The organism is Butyrivibrio sp. XBB1001 (assembly GCF_000424505.1).
Lineage (GTDB): Bacteria > Bacillota > Clostridia > Lachnospirales > Lachnospiraceae > Butyrivibrio.
Map to the genome: position 1 here is coordinate 221,935 of NZ_AUKA01000003.1, position 25,427 is coordinate 247,361.

22 protein-coding genes are annotated in these 25,427 nt (G+C 38.9%); 18 read left to right on the top strand and 4 right to left on the bottom strand.

Features of this window, described 5'->3' with window-relative positions:
• The first annotated feature begins 411 nt into the window (after positions 1–411).
• The 13 genes from fliW to G631_RS0106095 all read left to right on the top strand — a co-directional run bounded on the left by fliW (position 412) and on the right by G631_RS0106095 (position 12,273).
• Positions 412–870 (top strand): flagellar assembly protein FliW, encoded by a 459-nt coding sequence (gene fliW, locus G631_RS0106035; RefSeq protein ID WP_026488689.1) that lies wholly within the window; start codon positions 412–414, stop codon positions 868–870.
• 49 nt (positions 871–919) lie between these two features.
• Entirely contained in the window at positions 920–1,135 is a 216-nt protein-coding gene (gene csrA, locus G631_RS0106040) for a carbon storage regulator CsrA (RefSeq protein WP_026488690.1), read from the top strand.
• Positions 1,098–1,571, top strand: a complete 474-nt coding sequence (locus tag G631_RS0106045; RefSeq protein ID WP_081671256.1) for an RHS repeat domain-containing protein — start codon at positions 1,098–1,100, stop codon at positions 1,569–1,571. Before csrA ends, G631_RS0106045 begins: the two co-directional genes overlap by 38 nt.
• Positions 1,572–1,607: 36 nt before the next feature.
• The gene (locus G631_RS0106050; protein WP_013283032.1) at positions 1,608–2,333 is read left to right on the top strand and encodes a hypothetical protein; all 726 of its coding nucleotides are present in this window, start codon (positions 1,608–1,610) and stop codon (positions 2,331–2,333) included.
• A 225-nt stretch (positions 2,334–2,558) separates the two neighbouring features.
• Positions 2,559–2,984: a hypothetical protein gene (locus G631_RS20030; RefSeq protein WP_051196919.1), complete on the top strand. Its 426-nt coding sequence runs from the start codon at positions 2,559–2,561 to the stop codon at positions 2,982–2,984.
• A gap of 201 nt (positions 2,985–3,185) precedes the next feature.
• Entirely contained in the window at positions 3,186–4,514 is a 1,329-nt protein-coding gene (locus G631_RS18225; protein WP_051196921.1) for a glycosyltransferase family protein, read from the top strand.
• A 277-nt stretch (positions 4,515–4,791) separates the two neighbouring features.
• A complete protein-coding gene (locus G631_RS0106065; protein WP_026488692.1) occupies positions 4,792–5,271 on the top strand; it encodes a flagellar protein FlaG in 480 nt (159 codons plus the stop codon).
• 140 nt (positions 5,272–5,411) lie between these two features.
• Positions 5,412–6,962: a flagellar filament capping protein FliD gene (gene fliD, locus G631_RS20035; protein WP_026488693.1), complete on the top strand. Its 1,551-nt coding sequence runs from the start codon at positions 5,412–5,414 to the stop codon at positions 6,960–6,962.
• Positions 6,963–7,064: 102 nt separating this feature from the next.
• Positions 7,065–7,457: a flagellar export chaperone FliS gene (fliS, locus tag G631_RS0106075; protein WP_026488694.1), complete on the top strand. Its 393-nt coding sequence runs from the start codon at positions 7,065–7,067 to the stop codon at positions 7,455–7,457.
• 75 nt (positions 7,458–7,532) lie between these two features.
• Positions 7,533–8,012: a hypothetical protein gene (locus G631_RS18235; protein WP_051196923.1), complete on the top strand. Its 480-nt coding sequence runs from the start codon at positions 7,533–7,535 to the stop codon at positions 8,010–8,012.
• A gap of 303 nt (positions 8,013–8,315) precedes the next feature.
• Entirely contained in the window at positions 8,316–9,254 is a 939-nt protein-coding gene (locus tag G631_RS0106085; RefSeq protein WP_026488695.1) for a flagellin N-terminal helical domain-containing protein, read from the top strand.
• Positions 9,255–9,498: 244 nt separating this feature from the next.
• Complete coding sequence (locus G631_RS0106090; protein WP_026488696.1) at positions 9,499–10,323, top strand: flagellin N-terminal helical domain-containing protein; 825 nt, start codon at positions 9,499–9,501, stop codon at positions 10,321–10,323.
• A gap of 189 nt (positions 10,324–10,512) precedes the next feature.
• The gene (locus tag G631_RS0106095) at positions 10,513–12,273 is read left to right on the top strand and encodes a glycosyltransferase family 2 protein (RefSeq protein ID WP_026488697.1); all 1,761 of its coding nucleotides are present in this window, start codon (positions 10,513–10,515) and stop codon (positions 12,271–12,273) included.
• A 4-nt stretch (positions 12,274–12,277) separates the two neighbouring features.
• Here the strand turns inward: G631_RS0106095 and G631_RS0106100 are convergent, their stop codons facing one another.
• Both G631_RS0106100 and G631_RS0106105 read right to left on the bottom strand, forming a co-directional pair.
• Positions 12,278–13,459, bottom strand: a complete 1,182-nt coding sequence (locus G631_RS0106100) for a glycosyltransferase family protein (RefSeq protein WP_026488698.1) — start codon at positions 13,457–13,459, stop codon at positions 12,278–12,280.
• Between the two features lie 101 nt (positions 13,460–13,560).
• A complete protein-coding gene (locus G631_RS0106105; protein WP_026488699.1) occupies positions 13,561–15,372 on the bottom strand; it encodes a glycosyltransferase in 1,812 nt (603 codons plus the stop codon).
• A gap of 137 nt (positions 15,373–15,509) precedes the next feature.
• On the opposite strand from G631_RS0106105, the gene G631_RS0106110 reads away from it, so the two are divergent.
• From G631_RS0106110 to G631_RS0106130, 5 genes are read left to right on the top strand one after another with little or no spacing between them, the layout of a single operon-like run.
• The gene (locus tag G631_RS0106110) at positions 15,510–17,747 is read left to right on the top strand and encodes a glycosyltransferase family 2 protein (protein WP_026488700.1); all 2,238 of its coding nucleotides are present in this window, start codon (positions 15,510–15,512) and stop codon (positions 17,745–17,747) included.
• A gap of 31 nt (positions 17,748–17,778) precedes the next feature.
• Complete coding sequence (locus G631_RS0106115) at positions 17,779–18,921, top strand: glycosyltransferase family 4 protein (protein WP_155833886.1); 1,143 nt, start codon at positions 17,779–17,781, stop codon at positions 18,919–18,921.
• A complete protein-coding gene (locus G631_RS20040) occupies positions 18,887–19,894 on the top strand; it encodes a glycosyltransferase family 2 protein (RefSeq protein WP_051196925.1) in 1,008 nt (335 codons plus the stop codon). Before G631_RS0106115 ends, G631_RS20040 begins: the two co-directional genes overlap by 35 nt.
• Before the next feature lie 11 nt (positions 19,895–19,905).
• Complete coding sequence (locus G631_RS20045; protein ID WP_026488702.1) at positions 19,906–21,699, top strand: glycosyltransferase family 2 protein; 1,794 nt, start codon at positions 19,906–19,908, stop codon at positions 21,697–21,699.
• Positions 21,700–21,736: 37 nt separating this feature from the next.
• Entirely contained in the window at positions 21,737–23,197 is a 1,461-nt protein-coding gene (locus G631_RS0106130) for a CDP-glycerol glycerophosphotransferase family protein (RefSeq protein ID WP_026488703.1), read from the top strand.
• Between the two features lies 1 nt (position 23,198).
• On the opposite strand, the gene G631_RS0106135 is transcribed toward G631_RS0106130, so the two are convergent.
• Both G631_RS0106135 and G631_RS0106140 read right to left on the bottom strand, forming a co-directional pair.
• Positions 23,199–24,698 (bottom strand): BCCT family transporter, encoded by a 1,500-nt coding sequence (locus G631_RS0106135; protein ID WP_026488704.1) that lies wholly within the window; start codon positions 24,696–24,698, stop codon positions 23,199–23,201.
• The gene (locus G631_RS0106140) at positions 24,695–25,423 is read right to left on the bottom strand and encodes a sugar phosphate nucleotidyltransferase (protein WP_026488705.1); all 729 of its coding nucleotides are present in this window, start codon (positions 25,421–25,423) and stop codon (positions 24,695–24,697) included. Before G631_RS0106140 ends, G631_RS0106135 begins: the two co-directional genes overlap by 4 nt.
• Positions 25,424–25,427 lie beyond the last annotated feature (4 nt).

Genomic DNA, 25,427 nt, shown 5'->3' on the forward strand with positions numbered 1-25,427 from the left:
TATAGGTCTTCAAAGTCATATGTTGTCGTGCTAGCACGAAGCAACATATGACCTTGAAGACCGAACAAGCATGAGGAAAAAAGCCAGACGAACAAAGTGAGAATGGCGATTTCCGAATGCTTGCAGGATTGCGAGAACGAAGTGGAGCAATCCGATATCATCAAATACTTAACATTGACCCTTGGTCTCAGTTCCATAGCCCCAAAATCGCTCTGCTTACATATTCATATACAAATCGAATTCACTTATGTAGTAGCAGAGTAGTTCATTTGCTCGCAGAATTTTTTATGTGGAGCAATCCGAAATCATCAAATGTAATGCCGAGGTATAAACATTTTGTGGAATTATGTCGAAATAGCGTATATAATTAATTATGTAATGGGTATCATTATCAATCATGGAGGTTAAGCAATGAAATTAACAACTAGAATCTTTGGCGAAGTAGAAATTGATGATAGCAAGATAATTTCTTTTCCTAATGGAATAATCGGATTTCCTGACCTCAAGAAATTTACTCTTATGTACGATGAGGAGAAAGGAACTGACACTATCAAGTGGCTTCAATCCATTGACGAGCCTACGTTCGCAATGCCGGTAATGGATCCGCTTATTGTGTGTCCTGATTACAAGCCTGAGGTAGATGTTAGCATCACTGAGGATGTAGGGGATCTTCAGAACGACGACCTTCTGGTGCTGGTTACAGTTACCGTGCCTCACGACCTGAAGCAGATGACTGTTAATCTCATGGGGCCTTTTATTATTAATGTAAAAGAGAGAAAGGCAGCCCAGACCATTATCGATAATGATGACTATCCAGTAAAGTTCCCAATTTATGATATCTTGCAGAAAAACAAAGAAGCAAATTCATAATCCGGGCACTGACAAACAAGACTAGCAAAACCATGGAGGGAGAAGGCAAATGTTAGCATTATCAAGAAAAAAGAATGAGGCAATAGTAATCAACAACAACATCGAGATCACAGTTCTGGACATTAGGGGTGACCAGATCAAACTCGGAATCGCCGCACCAAAAGAGATTCCGATCTACCGTAAAGAAGTTTACATCCAGATTCAGAACGAGAACAAGCAGGCTACTGATGTTTCAGGAATCGAGGAACTCAAGAAGCTGCTGTAAAAAGTCATGTGTAAGATATATTCGTAAAAAGATGTTAAACAGGTGCCAGATCATTTTGGCACCTGTTTTTTTGCACAAGTTGTATTATGAATATGACCCTAATGGTAATATTACCAGTATTAGCATAGCAGGAAAACTAATCCACATTTATGAATATGATGAGTGTAATAGAGTTTTGAAAGAAACTGATGCTCTCGGCAATTATGTTTCTTATGAATATGATGAACATGGTAAGGTGATTTCTGCAAAAGATATTGCTGCGATAGTAGGACTTATAATTGCGGCAATTGTGATTATTGTACTAGCAGCATTTCTTATATATTTACTAGGAGCGGCTTTAGCGGCTTTGGCCGCTGCTATAGGCGCGTCTGGAGCTGCAGCAGCGGGAGTGGCAGCGCCTTTTATGCCTTTGTATAATTGCTTATGGATGGTTTAAAGGAATAGGTGATCCTAATGGATGCGAGGTAGCATAATGATTAATAGAAAAAAAATAATAATGGAAATAATGGGGGAGGAAGCCGAAAAAAGAGGATTCACTATTGATTTTGAGCGAAAACAAGCATCATTTTGGCCTATAGCAATTTTTAAAAGAACTGGCCCTCAGCAGTTGTTTGAAATAAGGGAAGATTTAGAAGAAAAGGGTAAACTATCGCTTATGCATTTGTTCACAAAAGAGTATGTATTATATTACACCGATAATGAATCTTTTGTTGAAGCTATAAAGAAATTTCAGGCGAAACTAATAGAAGAAGGTTTTGATTTATTAGATAAGAAAAGAAATCAACCATCTTTATCTAAACAAGACTATGATTATGTATGCCAAAATTATGTAAATCTTGCCCAAAGTTTTGGCTTGAATAATGGAATTGATATTGATAATGTTTCTTTTGGTAATGCTATCGATATTATCGAAAAAAGTATTAGTTCAATGGTGGGTAAGGATTGGGATAGTATAAAGCAAGACTTTTACTCTGTAACAGCCTTCTATATACAACTATTATTACGTATTCCTGATACGAAATTTTATCAGTATGATGGAAAAGTTCTTTACGTAGAAAGAACAGAAGGAAAGAGAAATATGACAGCTGTTATGTCAGTTCTATTTACCGCTTTAAGAGGAAATACGAGACAAAAAGTAATTAGAGGTATTTCTGACTTACTTTTGATGAAAGAACTAGAAGAATACGGAATAAAGTGAAGTAATATAGATATGCTTTAGCGATATATTATAAAAATGTAATTAGTGATAGATCAGAGGTTACTAATGTCACAAATCAATAAAGCTTATGTAGTTTCGCAATAAGGTTGACATTTTTGTGAGGTAAATTGTTGTTAATTTGTTACAAATGACATGACACTGTGAGTGTGATAACATAGAAATACAAGACGGGGTCCTCTTAAAGAGCAATATGGAGGAAGAAAAATGCTTTTAACAAATGAGGATATCTTAGCAATAGAAGATATATTAAAAAAGAATCTAAAGGGAGTCGAGTCACGTTTGGACGGAGTCGAGTCACGTTTGGATGGAGTTGAATCACGTTTAGATGGAGTTGAATCACGTTTAGATGGAGTCGAGTCACGTTTGGATGGAGTCGAGTCACGTTTAGATGGAGTTGAATTGCGCCTAGATTCATTGGAGCATGATGTCACAGTAATTAAAGTTGATATGCTTGAGAACAATGTTATACCAAGGCTCAATACAATTGAGCAGTGTTATCTTGATACTTCTAAGCGTTATATGGACAAGACTGAAGAGTTTGAAAACGCTATTGCTGATATTTCAGTAATGAAACGTGCCATTCAGAAGAATTCTGAAGATATCAGAGGACTTCAGCTTAAGCAGGCATGACATTTTCATTTATAGTTGTTAAATATGATTAAGATAAGGCCGGTACACTGGAAAGTGTATCGGCCTTTACGATATAATGGTAAAAGATATAGATTCCTCTTTTTCATCAGAAAAACAGGAATCGTATTGGACCAGGTCAGGTCCTCGCGAAGTGAGGGATGTGTCCTACAAATCCGAATGAAGCTAAGTTATGGAGATCAAATGCGAATTCTTTATTATGACTGGGATGAATTTAATGGAAAAGACTGCCGTGACGCCATGGAGCGTCTGGGCCACCAGGTTGATACCATTAAGCTCAAGATGGAGGGGTATGACCTGACGCCTGAGATAGAGATGACATTTTACGAGAAAATAACAGGGATAAACTTGCAAGCCGAGAGTGAAGAAACTGCCGATGCCAAGAGTATGGTGGAATCTGCAATTATAGGAAATTCCAATTCGATAAGTGATGGAGAATCTGTGAGCACTGGGCATATGCATAGACTTATATACGACCTGGTTTTTAGCTTTGACTACTTCCCAAATATCTCTGAAGTGTGTCAGAAGCTTCAGATTCCGTACGTTTCCTGGGTTTTTGACTGCCCGCATTATACTCTTGATTCTCACACCACATCTAATTCGGTGAATCACATATTTCTTTTTGATAAGCGCCTCTATGCCCAGATGGCGGCCAAGAACTCACGGCTTGCCAATGACACCGCAGCACAAATTGGCACCCAGACATTCCACTATAGCCCTCTTGCAGTCAACGCAGAACGCCTATCACAGCTGTGCCACGACCTTGATGCAGAGACCGATGGCCGCATAATCTACGAGCATGAAGTGTGCTTTCTTGGAAGTCTTTACGACAACGAATATAATTTCTATGATCAGGTCAATTATCTTCCGCCATATCTAAAAGGGTACGTTGATGCTGTTATCGCAGCCCAGGAGCGGGTTTTTGGTGCAGACTTTTTTACGGAAGATGCGATTTTTTCTGATGAGCATGTAAGGCAGCTCCGGGAATATATCAAGTTCCAGCAAACTGGCAAGTACGAAATCGACTACGACAACGTTATTCGTGACATTCTTCGCAAGAAAGTTACAGTAAATGAGCGCCACCACATCCTGGCTGAGATGGGAAAGCGCTTCGAGACAGTTCTTTATACTACTCCAGGGGCAAAAGAAATACCAGGTGTCTGCAATATGGGCGTTGCAGATTATACAATCAAGATGCCGAGAGTATTTCGCCGCAGCAAGATAAACCTTAACATCACCTTAAGGTCCATTCTGTCTGGGGTTCCTCTTCGCGTTGTGGATATCCTTGCGGCTGGTGGATTTCTTTTAACAAATTATCAGGAGGAGATTGCGGAGTACTTTGTGGATGGCCAGGATCTTGTTATTGCCTACACTCCGGAAGATATGATTGAAAAGACTGCCTATTACCTGGAGCATGACGATGAACGCAGAGCTATTGCGGCTGCTGGCCAAAAGAAAGTGCTGGAGAATTTTGCCTATACCAAGCTCCTTCCTGAAATCCTGCGGGTGTGAAGATTTGATATGGAACCATATAAATTGTCCATGATCAGCATTTTTATATGCTCGGGACAATCACTTCCCCCAAAAAATTCTAAAATTTTTCTTAAATCTTCAATTTTTTATCATCTCACCTATAAACATTACCTCCCCATATCCGATATATGTGATAAGAAAGACTGTGGGTTACCTATGCACATCTGCACTCTTTATTACATAGATTTAAAACAAAACAAATGCGCAACATATAAATTAAGGAGCATTCCTGATTCTGACATGGAGGTATAGGATTATGGGAATCGAAGCAATTAACGGCTTTAGCCCGCTTATTCAGCAGACTCAGCCGCAGGTAAGAACACAAGTACAGGAGCAGAGCCAGTCTCAGTCAGAGATTGTAAATCATGAGGCAAGTGCCGGCTCTCAGTCAATTGAACTAAAAGTAGAAGCCACAGATAATTCTTCTGGCTCTAATGGTGATGCCCAGAGTGGAGCACAGGCTTACACTCAGGCTCAGAGCAAGATGGCTGAGACAGAGGAGCAGATCCAGGCCGACAATGCCAAGGTTAAACAGGCTATCACAGAGATGACCAAGAATGCCAAGTCCTCTGCGGAAGCTGTTTTTGGAATTCATGAAAAGACAAATCGTGTAACCATCAAGATGGTGGACAAGGAGACCAAGAAAGTCATCAAGGAATTCCCACCAGATGAGACCTTGGACATGATAGCCAAAGTATGGGAAATTGCAGGACTTATGGTGGATGAGAAGCGCTGATGCGCTACCAATATGCCGTATGATCAATTGCTGCATACTAGCATATGCAAGCCAGGATATGACATATAAACTGTCAGTCTGCAACAACAAGACAAGGACGTCAATGTAACACGCTCACGGATTGAGAAAGGAGAAAGCTTATGCCTATCAGAATAACAGGAATGAACTCAGGTCTTGATACTGAGAGCATCATCACTGCTCTTACAAGTACCAAGAAAACCAAATGGGACACTGCTGTAGGTGATCAGAAAAAGCTCACCTGGAAGCAGGATAAGTGGAAAGAACTAAATAAGAAGGTTGTTTCTTTTTATAACGGTGCACTCAGCAGCATGAGATTTTCAACTGCCTACACCAAGAAAACAACCACAGTTTCAAATACAAATGCGGCAACCGTCGTAACTGGCGATGGTGCTATGGACTCTACTCAGAACCTCAGCATTAAGAGTCTTGCCAAATCAGCGTATCTTACTGGAACAGAAGTTACAGTTGGCGAAGGCGCAAACGCTACCAAGGCTACAAAATCTACAACAATGGATCAACTTGGACTTTCAAGTGGCGGAACACTTAGCTTCAAGCTTGGCAAAGCACCAGAAGATGGCGCTGAGGATACCAGAGTGACCAAGTCTGTGGATATCGCAGCTACAGATACAATTGACAATGTACTTACAAAGCTTCGCGAAACCTTCGGAAGCAATATGAACTTCAATTACGACGAGAATAACGGAAGATTCTATATCTCATCCAAGGAGGCTGGAGCAGAGAATAACTTCGAGATGGTAGAGACAGATGCCATGAAGGCTCTGGGCCTTAAGCTCAATGACAATGGCGGATCAAACTACATCAAAGGAGATGACGCCGTAATCGAGCTCAACGGTGAAAAATATACATCAAAGTCCAATACCTTCGAGATCAACGGCCTTACAATCACTGCAAATCAGGTGGCTGACGACATCACACTTACAACCAAGCAGGATACCAGCGGCATCATGGACAATATCAAGAACCTGGTAAAAGAGTATAACGACCTGGTAAAAGAGCTTGCTACAGTCTATAACGCCGACGCAGCCAAGAAATATAAGATGCTCACGGACGATGAAAAAGACGCCATGAGCGACAAGGAAGTAGAAGCCTGGGAAGATAAGATAAAGACAGGGCTTCTCTCTAAGGATGAGACAGTAGGAACCCTTAGAACAGCCATGAGAGACATCATGAATTCTTCAATAGATGTTAAGCTCAAGGATGGCACAACTCAGAAAATGTCACTTGCAAGCTTTGGAATATCCACAGGAAGCTACTTTGGAACAGAAGAAAACGAGAGGGATGTTCTCCACATCGATGGTGACAAAGATGACACAACCACAAGTGGAAACACAGATCTTCTTTCAGGCTTTATTTCTTCTGATCCGCAGATGGTGCAGGATTTCTTCTCAACACTTGCCAAGAACCTCTACGGTAAACTTTCAGATCTCATGAAAGGTACTCAGTACAGCAGTTCTTTTACCATCTACGAAGACAAGCTTATGGCTTCTCAGTACAGTGCCTATAACACCAAGATCTCAACGGCCCAGAAGGCCTACGAGGCAGCGCAGGATAAGTATTACAAGCAGTTCTCCAAGATGGAGACAGCCCTTGCCAAGGTTAATTCAGCAAGCGGTTCGCTATCAAGTTTCTTTGGCGGAGGCAGCGGCTGATCAGTGACCTGACGAAAATATCTGATGTGTGTATTCATTAGTACATATGTCGAAACGGAATGACAAAAATATTAAACGAGGGAGCGTACAATTATGCCAGTAATGACTGCACAACAAAATGCTTATGCACAGTACAAAAATAATAAGGTAATGACAGCGTCTGGTCCGGAGCTGACACTTATGCTATATGATGGGGCCATCAAATTCCTCAATATCGCAGATTTTGCTATTGAGAAAAAAGATATTCAGAAGGCCCACGACAATATAATCAAGGTAGAGAGGATCATTGAATACCTTCGCAATACGCTCGATATGAAGTACGCAGTTGCACAGGATTTCGAAAACATGTATTCTTATATTGCAAGGAGACTTGTTGAGGCCAACATTTCTAAAGACAAAGAAATCATAGCCGAAGTCAACAAGCACATGCACGCAATAAGAGATAACTGGATCGAAGTCATGAGAGCCAATCACGTTTACGTTAAGGATGCGTAATGTTGGCAAAAAAGAAATTTCGTATTCAGAAAGTGATATGTGGAAAATGTGCAGTAATGCATTATAGGAGGAGCCATGGTAGCAGCAAGTCTGGATATGCTAGAAGAAAGTCTTATTAAGAAGATCAGCATTCTCTCTAAACTTGAAGAGGAAAATGACAAGCAAAAAGAAATCCTCTCAAGCCTTGACGAAGAAAGGGAACCAGAATTTGATGCCTGCCTCGATGAAAAAGCAAAACTTATCGATGAGCTATCGCTTTTGGATGACGGCTTCCAGTCTCTGTTTGACAGGGTAAAAGAGGAAGTTGGAGCAAACAAAGACCTCTATAAAGATCAGATCAAACGAATGCAGCAGCTAATAGAAGAAATAACTGGCAAGAGCGCTTCTATAGAAGCATCGGAACATAGAAACAAGCGCCTGGCTGAGCAGTTCTTTTCAGCAGCAAGACAGAAGATGAACGCTGGAAGGCAGGCATCAGCGGCGGCCTTTAATTATTATCAGACAATGAATAATTTTAAAGATATTCCGCCACAGTTTCTTGATAAACAAAATTGAGTGAATAATATAGAAAACAGCACCGCTTTCGGCGGTGCTGTTTTTATGCTACTTTCGCGCCTATATCGGCATATTTTTTCAAAACTTAATAGCAAAATGCAAATTTTTTAAAATAAATTTCAAATTGTAGAAAAAATTTAAAAAAAAGTTTCAAAAAGGGTTAAGTTATGTAATAAAGTGCCGATATTCATAGTGAAAAGAGAAAAACAAGCAGCCATGGAAGGGACTCCGCTAAGGTCTGCACAATAAAAAAACGATGGAAAGGCAGCAAGGAAGCGGGCCCCGGTCATGGAGGAATTGAATATGGTAGTACAACACAACATAACCGCGATGAACTCTAACAGACAGCTCGGTATCACAACTGATATCCAGGCTAAATCTTCTGAGAAACTCTCTTCTGGTTACAAGATCAACCGTGCAGCAGATGATGCAGCAGGTCTTGCGATTTCCGAGAAAATGAGAAGACAGGTAAGAGGTCTTACACAGGCTTCTGCTAACGCACAGGATGGTATCTCCTGCGTACAGACGGCTGAAGGTGCTATGATTGAAGTTCATGATATGCTTCAGCGTATGAATGAGCTTGCTGTTAAGGCTGCCAACGATACACTTCAATCTACAGACCGTTCATATATCCAGGCAGAAATGAATCAGCTTTCAAAAGAGATCACAAGAACAGCTGATGCTACAGAGTTTAACAATCAGTTCCTTCTTGATGGAACATTTACTGCTAAACAGCTGCAGGTAGGTTCAGAGACAGCATCTATGAGCCAGATTCAGATCGATATCGCAAGACTCAGTGCTTCAATTCTGGGTGTTGCAGCACAAACAAAGACATCAGCGCAAACAAATGCGCCAGGTCAGTATAATGATTTCTCTCCAGAAACTGAATCAAAATATAAAGAAGCGGTAGAAGCTGGAACCTTCAAAGAGGGTGATGATCAGATCAGTGTAATGACTCATTCACTTGCTAAGAATGCGATTATAGCCGTAAAGGCAGCGCTTCAGAGAGTTTCAGAGCAGAGATCTAACCTCGGTGCTATCCAGAACAGACTTGAGCATACGATCAAGAACCTGGATAACGTAGTAGAAAATACACAGGCTGCTGAATCACAGATCCGTGATACAGATATGGCAGAGGAGATGGTTAGATATTCTAACAACAATATCCTTGCTCAGGCAGGTCAGTCAATGCTGGCACAGGCCAATCAGTCAAATCAGGGTGTTCTTTCACTCCTTCAGTAATATAAACAGAAAAATCCATAAGCACTTTGGGCGGTGGCTTTTTATAAGGCCACCGCTTAATTTTTCCACCAGAAGAATTCTTTATATTTAATTTATAATTTTAGGTCTAAAGTTTTTAGAATTATAGTCGATAATAAAGGTGTAAAACAAATGAAATGTTTTTAGGCCAGCACTGAAAACATTTCCTAAACAAAGCAAACGAGCTGCATGGAAGCAGCCGTATTTATCAAGGAGGATAAAAATTATGGTAGTACAACACAACATTACAGCGATGAATTCAAACAGACAGCTTGGTATCACAACTGGTATCCAGTCCAAGTCAAGTGAGAAACTGTCATCTGGTTACAAGATCAACAGAGCAGCAGATGATGCAGCAGGTCTTGCTATTTCAGAAAAAATGAGACGTCAGGTTAAGGGTCTTACACAGGCTTCTGCTAACGCTCAGGACGGTATCTCTGTAGTACAGACAGCTGAAGGTGCATTAAACGAAGTACATGATATGCTTCAGAGAATGAACGAGCTTGCTACAAAGGCAGCTAACGACACTCTTACATCTTCTGACCGTAGCTACATCAAGTCTGAGCTTGATCAGCTTTCAACTGAGATTACACGTACTGCAACTGCAACAGAATTCAACAACCAGCAGCTCCTTAACGGTACATTTACAGGTAAGGAACTTCAGGTTGGATCTGAGACAGATTCTCAGAACCAGATTGAGGTTTGCATCAAGAAGATGAGCGCTTCCGCTATCGGCGTACAGAAAGATAACGTGCAGGTTAGCTCACACGAGAAGGCTAAATCTGCAATCACAAATATCAAGGCAGCTCTTGATTCAGTATCAAAGCAGAGATCTGATCTCGGTGCTATCCAGAACAGACTTGAGCACACAATCAAGAACCTTGATAACGTTGTTGAGAATACTCAGGCAGCTGAATCACAGATCCGTGATACAGATATGGCAACCGAGATGGTTAAGTATTCAAATAATAACATCCTTGCTCAGGCAGGTCAGTCAATGCTGGCTCAGGCTAACCAGACTAACCAGGGTGTTCTTTCACTTCTCGGCTAATATATCTGCAATATATGTTTAAAACATCTGTTTGAAACATTGCAACTACCTAAAAGGGCTTCGGGCAACCGAGGCCCTTTTTCTTCGTGCACAAGACCGGCAAGCGACATTCTTTCTTGCATAGCCGTTATTATGAATTGTATAATTTAATTAACGAAAAATAGTTTTTGTTTCATCGCGAGGGAAAATATGATCCGATTTAGTGTGATAATTCCATATACAGATGAAAGGCAGAATATTCATAGAACCTGGGATTACATCAAGAGGCAGAGCCTTTCGCTAAATCGGATAGAAATAATAATACTTGATAACTGCGTATCTGACCTTTCAGAAGAAAATATCACTTCTTTGGAGGATGAGAATCCGTCCGGAATTATCTCTATAAAGGTAGAAGAAAAGAAATCTGCCTATGACCTTATAAATATAGGTCTTTCCCATGTTACAGGCGACTATGTGGTATTTCTAGAAGCCGGCGATGCTATAAATGATAAGCTTCTGGGTGCTATCGCAGACCTTTGTGATAAACTTTCTGATACTCCGGATATTTTTTCCTACAATATCACAAGAGCTATGGACTACTTTGAATATTTCATGGATGATCCCTTTGATACTACAGATGCAGAAGTTTATTACTTATCTGATGTTCAGAGTAGAAGGCAGTTTCTTATAAACAGTAAGCTTGACGAGAATATCTTTTGCCATATCTATAGAAGGGATTTTCTTCTGGACGTAGATCAGCCTGTTAGCGAGATACTAGTTTATCCGCTGCTGTATCTTGCAGGACTTGTATGTATAGTTCCGGAAAATGGCTACTGTAGCTATGGACTTAAAGAGGGAGAGTTTGACTTTGCAAAAAGAGTTAGTAACATTATAGAGAATCAGACTTCTCTTTATGAGCTTCTTACTTCTATTCCAGAGATAATGTCGGATTATGGAGATATTGTAACCGCTCATTTTATCAGGGAATATTATCTTAAAATATTATATTTGGCGCAGGCTCTGGATATTAAGAAGCAGTTTTCACTGGCTTCTTTTCAGGCACTTCAATACGTGTGCCTGAAGATTGCCCCAAAGTGGATTGAAAATGAGGTTATCTATTCTTATAGTCAAAGTGACAAGGAGCTATTAAAACTTCTATATAAGACTTTTACTTCTGATCATGAGCTTCATGAAACACTATATGAAAAGAGCCTTGTAAGCGTTGTTATGGGAACCTACAACAGGGCAGATAAGATTTTAAGAGCAATAGATAATATCCTTTCACAGACTTACCAGAGGTTTGAACTTATTATAATTGACGATTGTTCTGACGATGATACTCAAAGCCTGGTTCAGAAATTTTCAGACCCCAGAATAAAATATATAAGGAATGACCACAATCTTGGCCCAGCAGGAACGAGAAATGTCGGCATAAAGATTGCCAAGGGTGAGTATATTGTTATAAATGATGATGACGACTTGTGCAGGCTTGAAAAAATAGAGATGGAGATAGATTTTTTCAGGCAGGATGATCTGGATTCCGGCATGGTATTTCATGAGACTATAAATCATATAAACAGGATTGAGAATAGAGGCGGAGATGTAGTTATCATGCCGTCAAGGCGCATATCTGATATTAAGAAAAAAGGTTATATTTTTCCGGCTTTACTGCCCTGGAATTATGTAACTTTTCCTTCAATGATGGTCAGAAGAGAGTGTTATGAACAAGTAGGATTGTTAAACGAGACTCTTTATGCATTTGAAGATTGGGAAATCACGCTTCGGATAGTAAGGAACTATCGCGCAGGTTTTATTAAAAAGCCACTTTACGATTACTATCAGTCATCTCATGGAACTCTTTTTAAAAGCGACATGGAACATAGAAAGAAGGTAGTTGCGGCACTTGACTACATTGACAAGGAATATGAAGAAGACAGAAAAAGCTATGGAATAGAGTCAATAAAAAAATAGCTCCTTAAGGGGCTATTTTTTGGATGATTTCTATTACTCTGTTTAAGGTACTATGACTGGTTTTTACGGTCAGACAGCCATTTGAAGAAATTTCAAGGCGCTTGTCCTCGTTTTTTAGATAATAGTCTATTTTCTCTATAAGCTCATCATAGTTTTCATATACTTCTAAATCTTTTCCTATTTCAAAATAGTCCTCAAGCTCAGGCTGATAATTGCTCAGTAGAAAACCTCCACATCCCAAAACATCCCATATCCTCTGGGCAAGGCCTGATTTCATGGATCGGGTTGTAGTGTTAAGGTTTATTTTGCTATCTCTAAAGACCAGAGGCATTTCCGTAATCGAGTTAACAGGACCATGAACAGAAATGGAGCCATTTTTGACAGAGGAAATATTATTTGTATCACTTCCTGTAAAAAGATGTAGTTTATGTGGAAAACTCTGGCCAATCTTATTAAGTACAGAGCACCTTTCGAGGTAAGTCATGTGAGGACTAAGAAAATTATTAATAGCAACAAAGCGGTCAAGATCTCTTACGCTTAGATCTGAAGGATAGAAATCAGATGACGCCTTTTTTATCTTTTGTACATCCACATCTGTGATCTCTTTTTCCAAATAGTCCTGGGAATAAATCGAAGTTTCAAGCTGCCTTTGCATTAGGCTTTCAAATCTTGATAAATCTTCATCTGACAGCTTTAAATTAGTAAATGGATCCTTCTCCTTATAAAGTGATCCGATAAAAGAAATATCGAATTTGTAGTCAGATGGGCTTTCAGCCACTAACCCCAGCCTCTGGGTTGCTGCTGCCAGAGGGAGATAAAAGATTCCACCTGGGTTTTCATTTCTTATAGATAAATACTGCTCTTTATCAAATAGAAATACCTTGTTGCAGGAGTTTCGGATAGTTGTGTTATAGATTTCAATCATGGGGCAGGTAACAGAAACGCTTACATATTGCACCTTTAAGGCTTCACAGACTATAGAAATATAAGGAAAGTAATTAATAGTAAAAACAAACATTGGAGTATTTATCTTAATGTGCTCCCCCACAGCATTTGCTCTTTTTTCCAGTGAGTCTGCCTTTATAGAATTCAGGTCAACTTCAACAACATTGATACCAAGTTGCTTAAAGGCCTCAATGTAATCTGTCTCGCATATGTTTTTGTATCTGAAAAAAACAATATTCAAGTTAAATCTCCTATATACATATCAGTGAATAGTGCGTGAAATAAACCAGGGATTCTTATATATGAACAGGTCACAGATGTCGTAGTCATAGCTATTTTTCCTCAGCTGATGTTGGCACATTTAAGAATGCGCTCAACGCAGGTTTCATAACTGTGAAACCTAATGACCTTGTCCAGTCCTCTATGTGCAATTCTGGCCCGCTCATTTTCATGGGTCAGGTAGAAAGAAACCTTTTCCTCAAGCTCTTCTAAGCTGCGGTAAACTTCTATTTCTTTTCCAATCTCAAAAAGTTCTTCTAATTCAGGCTGGAAGTTACTTAGCATAAATCCGCCAGAGCCCATGATATCAAACACTCTCAGAGGAATGCCCGAAGTTATGGTATGCAAAGTGATATTTAAGTTAATTTTGCTAAGATTATAGGCGATTGGCAGCTCGGATGAGTAACTAAGGGCCGGACAGATTTTGACTTTTTCCAGGTGACATTCTAGATCTCTTGTGTAGAAACGAAGATTATATTTTGAAAGGCACTCTAGTATAGTCTTGCGTTCCATATTGGCAAGATGCCTGGAAATGAGCCTTGCGTTAATATATTCATCTGGGGCTTTTTCAATCATTGAGTTTGTTGATGTGGTTATGGCTTTTAATATTTCAGATTTGGCATGGTTTGTCAGTTTCCCCAGAATGCGGTCCTTTCCATCCCATATTCCATAAGCATTTTTACAGATGGTATCTAGTTCTTTTCTGGATACCTGACTAAGATTTTCAATTATCTCATCATAGGAATTATCTGAGTATAAAGTTCCAACAAAAGAAATATCGCAGGAGTAGTTTTTTATATCCTCTTCAGATATGTTTATCTGCTGGATGCGGGTAATATTGGTCGCAAGAGGCTGATAAAAGGCATGGGGGCACTGACTTTCCATAAGGAACCTGGTCTGATCCTTGTCAAATGAAAAGATATAATTGCACTTGTTTGTCATCTGATCCTCGTAAAGCGCCTGTTGAGGTGCATCGTATACCCAGGATATATATTTTATGCCACTTCTTTCACAGGCATCAGAAACGGCAGGGCAAAAGTCAAAACTAAAAAGAACGTCTATATGATGGTTGCGGATATACTCATAGACTTTAGATATGTCTTCTTCTGTGTTTCTGTATATTGAAATCCCAAGGTCAACGATTTCGATGTCGTGCCTTGTCTGCATAAGAGGCCACAAAAGGTCATTGGGAGACATTTCTTCCAGGTATACAACGCCAATTCTCTGAGCTGACTTATCAATACAAAAGATATCTCCGAATTTCTCAAGTGCTATTTGGCGATATTTTTCAAAAGAAGGAGAATAGTCAGGTTGCAGCGTTTTATTTATCCAAGGAAGAGACTGATCTGCTACTACTATTTTCTTTTTGCTTTTTAGCATGTTTGCACATAGCGCCTCGGCATAAAAATAGTCGCCATCAAAAGTTTTATCGTCAAATCTAAAATCTCCTCGAACAACCAAAAAATCATCGGATATGCAGAGAACTTCAATATATTTGCCATCTACTGGAAAAGTTTCATCTGAGGGTTTGCCATAGGTGATCCCATGCTGCAAAACCATATCTACAGGCATTCTGGCAGTTCCAAGTACTCCAATAACCACTATATCAGGATCTGCCATGTATATTTGTATTATTGCATTCAGAATATCGGGATTACTTAAGGTGACATTTTCATTAAAAAAAATCTTATATTCAGCGTCAGTTGCCTCGATTGCTTCATTATATCCAAGAGCCTTCGATGGCACATCGCTAACGCCAAGATATTCAAGCTCATATCCTGGCGGAACATGTAGTTGCCTGATTGCGATGTCTATCTGCAAATCTCTTTCAATATCGGAAAAGCAGGATATAAAGCAAAATTTATGTGGGTTCATAGCAAAAGACCTAACCTTTCCTTATGCTTTTAGGTAGCTATTTATCCAATACATATATTATACAGCATTTCTTTATACAAATAACGTTATATGGTAAAATTATAAATGTAATAAAGCGCGCACACGAGGGATAAAATTTGGATAAAAAGAGTATATCTTTTAAAACACTAATTGTAATAACGCCAAATGATAGCAAAAGGCTACTAAACTTGTATCCGAGACTTGTTGAGAACATAGGATATGGGCCTGTTTGCTTTGTCAGTGCGCCGGAAGTAAGAGAAATTCTAGATGAATCAAAAGAGCTAAGAGATAAGGTAGAAGCGATAGATGAAAACCAGGTGATACCTTTTAATGATGTCCATGTCTGCATGAAAAAGAGGCTGGAAAACATACTTGCGGGGCGTGAACTCCCAAGAGGGGTTACTGGCTGGTATTATCAGCAGTTTCTTAAGATGCAGTATGCCTTTTTATGCCAGGATGAGTACTATATGGTCTGGGATGGAGATACTATTCCATGCAGAGAAGTAAATATGTTTCACAAGGAAACGGGAAAGCCCTACCTTGATATGAAACATGAGTTTCACAAGGAATATTTTGACACCATGGGGATTATTTTACCTGGATTCAGTAAGGTTATAGAAAGATCTTTTGTCTCTGAGCACATGCTCATCCGCACTGATATCATGCGCGACTTGATCACGGATATAGAAAAAAACGAGAGTATCCCAGGGGAGAAATTCTGGGAAAAGATAATAAATGCAATTCCTCCGGAGAAAATACAGGATTCGTCATTTAGCGAATTTGAGACCTATGGAACTTACGTAGCACTTAAAAAACAGAGCACATACATGCTTAGGGAGTGGCACTCATTTAGACAGGGGGGCACTTTCTTTAATTGTGAAACTATTTGTGACAGGGATTTTAAGTGGCTTTCACAGGATTTTGATGCAATCTCATTTGAGAAGGGGCATGAAGTAAGGGAGGATAATGCAAATCTTTTTGATAATCCATATTATCAGGAAAAGCTAACTCCCAAGCGGATGCTTCAGGCTGCCCAGCTCGAGTATAAGGAAGGATATAAGGAGGTTTGGGCTGATGACGAAGCTTTTGCAAGGGCGAGCCAGGGAAGCACAGATCAGATCAGGGATCAGGTGAAGCCTGAGAGCCCGCTTAAATATCTGGATAAGGATACCTACAAAATATATGAAGAGCTTGGAGATAAGTGCAGGAATTCAAATGCTGATCAGGCTTTTTTGTGTTATGAAAACGCTGAATTTCTCTGTGATGATGAGACATTAAAATCGGGGATTAGTTTGAAGAAAAAGGAAATGCTTGATTTTGGACAGGCGAAGGTAAATAAAGCTGCTTTTATTGTATTGTCCTATAACAACGTATATTACCTTCAAAGATGCATAGAAAGCATATATACGAACTGTAATCCTGATTCATATCTTTTAGTCATATTCGATAATGGATCCACAGATGGCTCACAGGATTGGCTCTCTGAATGGGGAAAAGAGCATGATGAAGCGCTGATAATACTAAATAGCGAAAACCTTGGCTTTTCTGCTGGAAATAATGCTGCCTGTGAGTATGTTCCTGAGGGCTATGATATCTTTTACCTTAATAATGATACCAGAATGCCTGCAAATGCATTGTTCTGGATGAGAATGGGGTTATATAGCCTGAATGATGCAGGCGCTGTGGGTGCAATGCAGAACTATGCTATAACAGATCAGCGAGAGGAGATAAAACTAGACGCCCCTGAGCAGTATATGGAATATGGAGCGCAGGTAAATGTTCCTAAAGAAATTTATCTTGAGGAGCAAAGCAAGCTATGTGGTTTTGCTATGCTTGTCAAAAGAAAGGTTTTTGACAGGGTAGGCGGCTTTGATGAGTCTTTTTCTCCGGGATATCTCGAGGATGATGATTTGTCTTTATCTATAAGGGCAGCAGGATATAAGCTTTTCGTTTGCCACAACGCTTTTATTTATCATGCTGGTGGACAGAGCTTTAGGAAAAACAATGATGTAGGAGAGTTGTTTAAAACTCATAGGGTAATACTTGTGGATAAATGGGGATTTGACCCAACGATACAAGCGGCCATGAGTGAAAATGAGATGAATTTTGTAAAGTCTCTTTCGGGAAAAGGCTTTACTAATGAGATGAACTTTAAAGTACTTCATGTGGAATGCGGATGCGGAAATATGTTGGGACGCATTAAATATGAATTTCCGAAGGCTGAGGTATATGGAATAGAGGCAAATAAAGATGTTCGCAGATTTGCATTATCCTTTATAAAACTATATGAGAAGATTGAAGACCTGCCAATTGATATATCGGAATTCGATGTGGTTGCTGAAAATCTGGGCTAAGATCTTTTTCTAGAGACGGGTGCTTAATCTTATGAAAATACTGTTTATCTCGCATATTTTAAATAATACAGGTGCTCCATTGGTCCTAATGGATGCGATTAGTGTCTGCATAAATCAGGGATACCACGTAGATGTAGTGTCAATGGAAGATGGAGCCCTTAGGAAAAGACTTGAAGAGAAGCAGGTATCTGTGACTATTGCAGATGATTTTTTAGACAATCTGGCAATGTGGCAGAGAATATTTAGGAAATATGATCTGGTAGTGGCCAACACTTTGCTCTGCCTTGAAGCAATCTATGCACTGAATACTACTGAAGTAAAGACTATATGGTGGATACATGAACATCGGGCATGGTTTGAAGCATATAAAACAGTACTTCCCAAAAAGGAAGATTTGAAGTCCAATATACATATTTTCGGGGTTAGCCCTGTAACCGAAGAACTGATAAGACACTACTGTGGTTATGAGACAGGTCTTTTACCCTTTGGAATCGAGGATAGAGGTAAAGAAATTGAGATAATCCGCGCGGATGGCTATGGCGGGAACTTGAATGCCGCTAAGGTAAAGTTCATCTTCCCTGGAACTTTTTCACCTGTAAAGGGACAGGATATTTTATGTAAGGCTGTTGAAGTCTTGCCAGATGATATCAGGTCAAGGTGTGAATTTGTGCTCTGCGGAGCAAGGGTAGAAGGTGAGGAGGAGTATTATTCTGAAATAGTAAATGCATCAAGGAAGTTTCCGGAGGTTAGCGTTAAAGAAGTTATTCCACATGATGATACGCTAAGACTTATGAGCAGAATGGATTATGTTCTCGTCCCCTCAAGGATGGAGCCCTTTTCTGCTACGGCGGTAGAAGGAATGATGATGGGAGCAGTTCCTATTGTCTCTGATATATGTGGAGTAGCCTACTGGCTTGAAAATGGCAGGGATAGCTTTGTCTTTTCTTCAGGAAATGTGGAAAGTCTTGCTGAAACTATTTCCAAGGCAGTAAGCATAAGAGACAGTAGTAAGCTGCAGTATGAGCAAATGGTGCATGATGCTAGAAGAAAATATGAAAATATGTTTTCTATGGAGAAATTCAGTGCAACATGGTGCACCATGATAAACCAGAAAACAATGAGCGATAAGGGTGATGACAATGAAAAAAGTGAGTGTGATAGTTCCTGCATATAATTGTCATGATACTTTGGCCAGGTGCCTTGGCAGTTTGGTTAACCAAAGTCTTGAAGATATAGAGATAGTTGTGGTTAACGATGCGTCAACTGATGATACCTGGGAAATAATGAAAAGATGCAAGGAACAGTTTCCTGAGAAAGTTGAAATAATTAATGGGGTTAGCAACAGAGGTGTAGGAGGTGCCAGAAATCAGGGGCTTGATGCGGCGACAGGTGAGTACATTGGATTTGTAGATGGTGATGATTATGTTTCTACAGAAATGTATGAAAAACTGTACAATACTGCTGTTGAGACTGATTCTGACATAGTGGACAGCGGGATTTATTTTGAGGCTACAGATCGTGCGGTACTTAATGTGGGAGATAACTGCATAGGTACTCTTAACGATGAAAAACGAAGAATCCTTGTTCTTGGAGGGGGATATATTACAAGCAAGTTATTTAAACGTAGTCTATTTTATGAACCAAGATTTCGGATAAGAGAGAACGTACGAAGTCTCGAAGACAATGATCTTATAAAGTATATGTATTTTAGGGCAAAGAAAATATGGAATATAAAGGAAGTTTTTTATATTTATTGTAATAATCAGAATTCGGCTACTAAAGATATGAATCTTGAAAGCTACTATCAAAGTGTATATGGCGTTATAGGTGGAATATATGACAAATGCCATGGCTTTCCCGAATATGACAGTATTAAAGACGCTATGGAATACACAATATTACAATTTTATTCTTTTGGGTTGAATAGATGTCTGTATGACCAGATAAATAGATACGGCGCTGATGTAAAAAATGTAGCCAATTATTTCGAAGGATTATCAAATGAATTGACAGATATGCTAAAAAGATTAGTTATGGAAAAAAATAGGGTAATAACAATTCCTTATAGAGATAATAAAGAGGTTATAAAACGGATATCAGAAATTGATATCAAAATAATGGAAGAATGCGATAGACGATATACATAGAGGAATAATGCATGATGAAAGCCAGTGTAATAATCCCGCTATTAGATGAAAAAGAAAATCTTGAGAGGTCGATAAAATATCTTGAAAAGCAGAAACAAGAGGACATTGATGTTGAAATTATAATAGTCAATGGACTTGGTGAGCGTGTAGAAGATAGGCTTAGGAAAATAGAGCAAAATGATCCTGAACATATAATTCTAGTCATGTCCGATAGTAGCTCTAAATGTGACCTGTTAAATCTCGGTATTGATTATGCTAACGGTGATTACGTATTTTTTCTAAGAGCAGGAGACTATCTTAACGTTAAATTGTTGGCAATGGTAAAAGAGTATGACGTTCAGATTATTTCCTACAAAATGACAATTGTACATGAAGCATTTGAATATTTTGAACTTGAGCCAGTGACTCCAGACAAAGCTATTATCACAGTGGTAGATAGTCCCCATCAGAGAAAGGTACTTTTGACATCAGGAGAAGTGGATGAAAAATATTTATGCAATGCTTATAGTCTTCATTTTCTAAGAGATGTAGGACAGCGTTTTACTAATGAAGGTAGCGATGAAGATATATCTTTTGCTTATCCATTATTTTTTTTCGCAGATAAGATAGTTCATACTGCAGATCATGGATATTGCAAGTGTGTAGGTTTTACGGAGAAAACTTTAGTAGGAGAGGGACAAACAGCAGGTGAAAATAGAATTTCTTCAAGAATGGCTATTCAAACAGAACTTTTTGAACTAATACAGAGTATTCCGGAATTATATACCGAATATAAAGAATTAGTAGATGCTCATTTTTTCAAAGAATATTATCTAAAAAACATGGATATTGCCAGAGCCTGCTTGATCAATACTAGGGTCTTTAATGAATTATTCAAAATAATAAAGCTTGTTTCAGATAAAGTTGTACCGGTGTGGTGTGAAAATGAATATTTGAGCGGACTTGGCAGACTGGAAGCTGAAACGATAGCTTTTCTGCATGATACCAATCAAGGCGTGGAAGAAATCTGCAAAAAGCTAGTTGAAGAAGGTCTTGTAAGTGTAATTATTGCAACTCACAATAGAGCGCAGTATATTGCAAGATCCATTGAGTGTATTCTCATGCAGACGTGGAAAAATATTGAACTTTTGATTATCGACGATGGCTCAACAGATAACACAGAAGAGATAGTAAATAGTTTTAACGACCAAAGAATTGTATATATAAAAAATGAAACGAATAAGGGGGTTTCATATTCAAGAAACAGAGGTATACGTGCTTCCAAAGGAAAGTATATCGTTTATCAGGATGACGATGATTATTGTCGCCTTGATAAAATCGAAAAGCAGGTTCTTTTTATGGAAAGTCAGAGCAAAAATGTAGGAATGGCTTATTGCATGACTCTTAATTACGCTTGGGTGCTTGATGGAGATTTGACGAAACCTGTGATACGTATTCCAAATTTTAAAGACAATAAACTAGGGTATCAGGGGTTTATCTTCCCAAGGCTTCTTAGAAAAAACTTTGTTGCCTGTACTTCTATGATCATAAAAAGAGAATGTTTTGATAAGGTTGGCCTATTTGATGAGTCTCTTTTTGCTTATGAAGACTGGGATATGACTTTAAGAATTTCTAAAGAGTATGATGTCGGATATATTGATGAGCCTTTGTATGATTATTATCAGAGAAATAAGGGGCTTGCCTCTAATCAAGATCCAAGGCACAGGGAGAAAGTGATAAAAGCTCTTTATGACATTGATGTTAAGTACAAAGATGAGCGAGAAAAATATGGCATCAAATCTAATTTTATTTTGAAACAGAGCTGATGTAGGAATAAGCATATTACATTGCAGAGGTAAAAGCATGGACCAGGAATCAATTGATTATTTTTCTAAAAAAGTTGATGAACTTATTGATGGTATTGATAAGGGTGATTTTTCAAAGCAGATTATTCCGGATAAGTACAGGTGGGAGCATCTTTTAGGACTTTTTATTCTTAGGGAATCACTTGATGGTGGACAGGAACTTTTTGAGCAACTTTATGACCTTGCTATAAGGTCTGCTAAGACATATCTTTGTCAAAAGAAGGAAAGAGATGAGAAGATAAAGGTTGCTTTTCAAACTTATTCCGCAGCCCAGTGGCCTTCTGAGCAGGTTTATAGATTCTTTGAGAAAAGAGATGACTTTGAGACCAGCATTGTCGTTTCTCCGCTGATTGACAGGAATCAGGAAGATTCTTTTGACACTTACAAAAAGTCACTTAGCTGGTTTAAGAATAACAGCTATAAAGTCGTAGAGGGAATTGATTTTGAAGCTAAGCAATATAGAAGTTGGGAAGAAATGGGAGAGTATCCTGATGTGCTCTATCAGCTCTCACCATGGTTCCAGTCACTCCCTACTGTGCAGTGGTTTTGCATGCTTCCTTTGAGATGTCTGGTTGCCTATATCCCATACGGAATACATGTTGAGGCAAGTGATGGTACGGATTACCTGATAAACGCTGTTTACAATAAAGAATTTGTGAATGTTATTTGGCGTGTGTATTGTGACTCTACTTATAATCTTAAAGAATATCAGAAATATCAGTTATTAAAAGGTAAAAATGTCAGATATTCAGGTTATGCCAAGATGGATTATTTTTATGAGAAACATATTTTTAACGATGACGATATCCGAAGCTTGTGGCGGATTCCGGACGGGAGAGATGTTTCTGAATTCAAAAAGGTGATCATAGCCCCGCATTTTACTGTTATGAATCATGGTATTCTCCATTTTTCTACCTTCCACAAAAATGCCTGGTTTTTATTGTATCTGGCACAGAAATACAAAGATAAGGTGAGTTTTGTCTTTAAACCACATCCCAATCTTAGGTCATCAGCAGTTAAAAACGGAGTATTTGGCTCCTATGAGGAATATGATAGCTATATTTCAAGGTGGAATGAGCTACCTAATTCCAAAGTGGTGGAAGAGGCGAGTTATCTCGAGTATTTTGAAACGGCAGATGCTATGATCATGGACAGTATTTCTTTTACAGCAGAGTTCCTGTATACGGATAAGCCACTACTGTTTCTTACAAGGAAAGGGCAGTGTTTCAACGAAATGGGAACGAAAGTCGTTGAATCTTACTATAGGGTACCAGGAGAGAATTATAATGAGATAGAGCAGTTCCTTAGAAGCGTTGTTATAGAAGGTGATGATCCAAAAAGGAGCAACCGAGAGGAAATCTTTGCACAATTTCTTGATTATAAGAGCGCTATTGGAGTAACCGCTTCAGAGTTTATATGCAGAGATTTACTAGACGTCTTAAATGGAGAAGATGTGTAGTCTAATTATTTATGTCTTTTATGAAACTACTAACCATTATAAGCATGATGATGCCGATTGGAAATGCGGTTATGATGCTGACTGATTGGATATTATTCATAGAACTTTCTGAAAAGACAAGAGCTACCGGAAGTGCTATCAAAAGAATGCACCATAGTAGTTCAATGAGTTTGTGAGGCTCTTCTCCCTTTTTTAGTTCTTTATAGCTATAGCAGGCGGCTGTATAGGCTATTGAATCAAAAGAAGTAGCATAAAAAGCAATCATTGTAAGAAGGATAAGAGCAGAAATGAGTGTTGCACAAGGCATTGTATTTATAATATCAATAATCAGCTGATAAAGATCACCATTTGCCTCATAGGTAGCAATAAAGTCCACTTTTCCACTTGTCTGAAGTCCAAGGGAATAATTTCCAAGAACTATAAAGCTTACAATGGTGGAGCCAACTCCGAAGGCAAAACCGCCAAGGATTGTTTGACGGATAGTTCGGCCTCTGGAAATGTTGCCAATGAAAAATGGCGTAGCTATGCACCAAACCATCCAATAGGCCCAGTAATAAATTGTCCAGTCCTGAGGAAAGCTTGTTTTTCTGATGGGGTCGGTGTAAGTAGCCAGCTCAATATAGTTTTGGAATAGTTTGCCCAAAGATTGAAAACCGTATTCCAGGATAAATCTGCTTTGCCCTCCGACTATAAAAACTAGTACTAGTATGCCAAAAAAGAGATAAATGCAGGCATTTGCAAGAATTGAGATTCCTTTTAGACCATGCAGAACTGCATAGGTGTAAACAAAGCAGGTAATGAGCAGGATAACAATTGTTAGTAATGTCCGGTTAACATTTATATGGAACAAATCTGATATGATGGCAGACATCAGAGGAGTTGCTACACTGAAAGTAGTAGCAGTACCTGCCAGAAGAGCAAATAGCGCAAAGAGATCTATTATTCTGCCTAATAGTCCATCAGCTTTTTTTCCAATAATTGGCCTGCAGGCTTCAGAGTATCTTTGTCTTTCGCGTTTTTTTACGTGGAGCATGTAACCAAAGACAACAGCCAGTACCAGATAAAAGGCCCAAGGGATGAAGCTCCAGTGAAACAGTGGGAAAACGCCTACCCAGTCAAGTGGCTGGCCTAGATCTGAAACGTGGGGATTTGTTGCATACATGAGCCACTCTGAAAAAGAATAGAATAAAATATCGGCTGCAAGGCCGCAGGTGAACATCATACTTCCCCATACAAAAAAGGAATATCTGGGTTTCTCTTCTTTTTCTCCCAGTACGACATTGCCATATTTGGAAAAAGCAAGATAAAGAGAAAAAATTAAAAAGAAGATACCGATAATGAGATAAAATATTCCAAGTGTATTCCCAAAGAAAAATCGTATTTTTTCAATGATAGCATTTGAGGAGTCAGGGAAAAGAAAAAGAAGCAAAGCCAGGCTCATTATCAAAAAGAATGGAAGCAGAGTGATCATCCAGTCTATTCTGTTTTTACTTAGTTTCATAAGTGCACCTGCTTTCCTTTGTATTTTGCATAGCTTTGATCAAGGGCTATAAGTTCATCTAGATTATCTATTTCTATTACATCCCCTTTATTTATTTCATATACGCCAAGTAGGTACTCATCTGCATGTATAAACATTGGAATATCATCCCAGTATATTTGATCATTGTGATTTTCCATAAACTCAAGTTCAAGATGTTTTCTAAGTTTGGATCCGTCCTCTTTGTTCCATCTACTGATAGAGAACAGTTGCCAGCCTATTTTTCCGCCATTTCTCGAGCAACTGACTACTAAATCGTCACGAGTCTGCATTAACCATTCACTTGTTTCGCTTTCTGTCCAAAGTGCACTATATCCTGAATGGTGAATACTTGGGTCAAATACTTTTGAATTGTTAATGAGCTGATCACCATCAAGTATTAAGCAGTTTCCAAGAAACTCTCTGGCTACATATAAGGAGCTTATATTATTGCATTTATCAAAATATGGATTTTCTATAAGGTGAATTGATGGATATTTATCTTTTAGCGTATTAAAGAGTTCCTTTTTATAACCTACAACAATGTAAATTTCGGTAATCTGGTTAAGATAAAGACTGTCAATGATAGAGTCTATAATACGTTTTCCATTTACTGTAACCAGGGGTTTGGGTGTTTTATACGAAACTGGCCGAAGACGCTTCCCTTCGCCAGCAGCAACGATTATTGCTTTTGTAATCTTATTCATATAG

What these genes read in the sequence shown, in the direction of transcription:
- fliW (WP_026488689.1), top strand. Translation starts at nt 412, where the DNA reads ATGAAATTAACAACTAGAATCTTTGGCGAAGTAGAAATTGATGATAGC.
- csrA (WP_026488690.1), top strand. Translation starts at nt 920, where the DNA reads ATGTTAGCATTATCAAGAAAAAAGAATGAGGCAATAGTAATCAACAAC.
- G631_RS0106045 (WP_081671256.1), top strand. Translation starts at nt 1,098, where the DNA reads ATGTTTCAGGAATCGAGGAACTCAAGAAGCTGCTGTAAAAAGTCATGT.
- G631_RS0106050 (WP_013283032.1), top strand. Translation starts at nt 1,608, where the DNA reads ATGATTAATAGAAAAAAAATAATAATGGAAATAATGGGGGAGGAAGCC.
- G631_RS20030 (WP_051196919.1), top strand. Translation starts at nt 2,559, where the DNA reads ATGCTTTTAACAAATGAGGATATCTTAGCAATAGAAGATATATTAAAA.
- G631_RS18225 (WP_051196921.1), top strand. Translation starts at nt 3,186, where the DNA reads ATGCGAATTCTTTATTATGACTGGGATGAATTTAATGGAAAAGACTGC.
- G631_RS0106065 (WP_026488692.1), top strand. Translation starts at nt 4,792, where the DNA reads ATGGGAATCGAAGCAATTAACGGCTTTAGCCCGCTTATTCAGCAGACT.
- fliD (WP_026488693.1), top strand. Translation starts at nt 5,412, where the DNA reads ATGCCTATCAGAATAACAGGAATGAACTCAGGTCTTGATACTGAGAGC.
- fliS (WP_026488694.1), top strand. Translation starts at nt 7,065, where the DNA reads ATGACTGCACAACAAAATGCTTATGCACAGTACAAAAATAATAAGGTA.
- G631_RS18235 (WP_051196923.1), top strand. Translation starts at nt 7,533, where the DNA reads ATGGTAGCAGCAAGTCTGGATATGCTAGAAGAAAGTCTTATTAAGAAG.
- G631_RS0106085 (WP_026488695.1), top strand. Translation starts at nt 8,316, where the DNA reads ATGGTAGTACAACACAACATAACCGCGATGAACTCTAACAGACAGCTC.
- G631_RS0106090 (WP_026488696.1), top strand. Translation starts at nt 9,499, where the DNA reads ATGGTAGTACAACACAACATTACAGCGATGAATTCAAACAGACAGCTT.
- G631_RS0106095 (WP_026488697.1), top strand. Translation starts at nt 10,513, where the DNA reads ATGATCCGATTTAGTGTGATAATTCCATATACAGATGAAAGGCAGAAT.
- G631_RS0106105 (WP_026488699.1), bottom strand. Translation starts at nt 15,372, where the DNA reads ATGAACCCACATAAATTTTGCTTTATATCCTGCTTTTCCGATATTGAA.
- G631_RS0106115 (WP_155833886.1), top strand. Translation starts at nt 17,779, where the DNA reads ATGAAAATACTGTTTATCTCGCATATTTTAAATAATACAGGTGCTCCA.
- G631_RS20040 (WP_051196925.1), top strand. Translation starts at nt 18,887, where the DNA reads ATGAAAAAAGTGAGTGTGATAGTTCCTGCATATAATTGTCATGATACT.
- G631_RS20045 (WP_026488702.1), top strand. Translation starts at nt 19,906, where the DNA reads ATGATGAAAGCCAGTGTAATAATCCCGCTATTAGATGAAAAAGAAAAT.
- G631_RS0106130 (WP_026488703.1), top strand. Translation starts at nt 21,737, where the DNA reads ATGGACCAGGAATCAATTGATTATTTTTCTAAAAAAGTTGATGAACTT.
- G631_RS0106135 (WP_026488704.1), bottom strand. Translation starts at nt 24,698, where the DNA reads ATGAAACTAAGTAAAAACAGAATAGACTGGATGATCACTCTGCTTCCA.
- G631_RS0106140 (WP_026488705.1), bottom strand. Translation starts at nt 25,423, where the DNA reads ATGAATAAGATTACAAAAGCAATAATCGTTGCTGCTGGCGAAGGGAAG.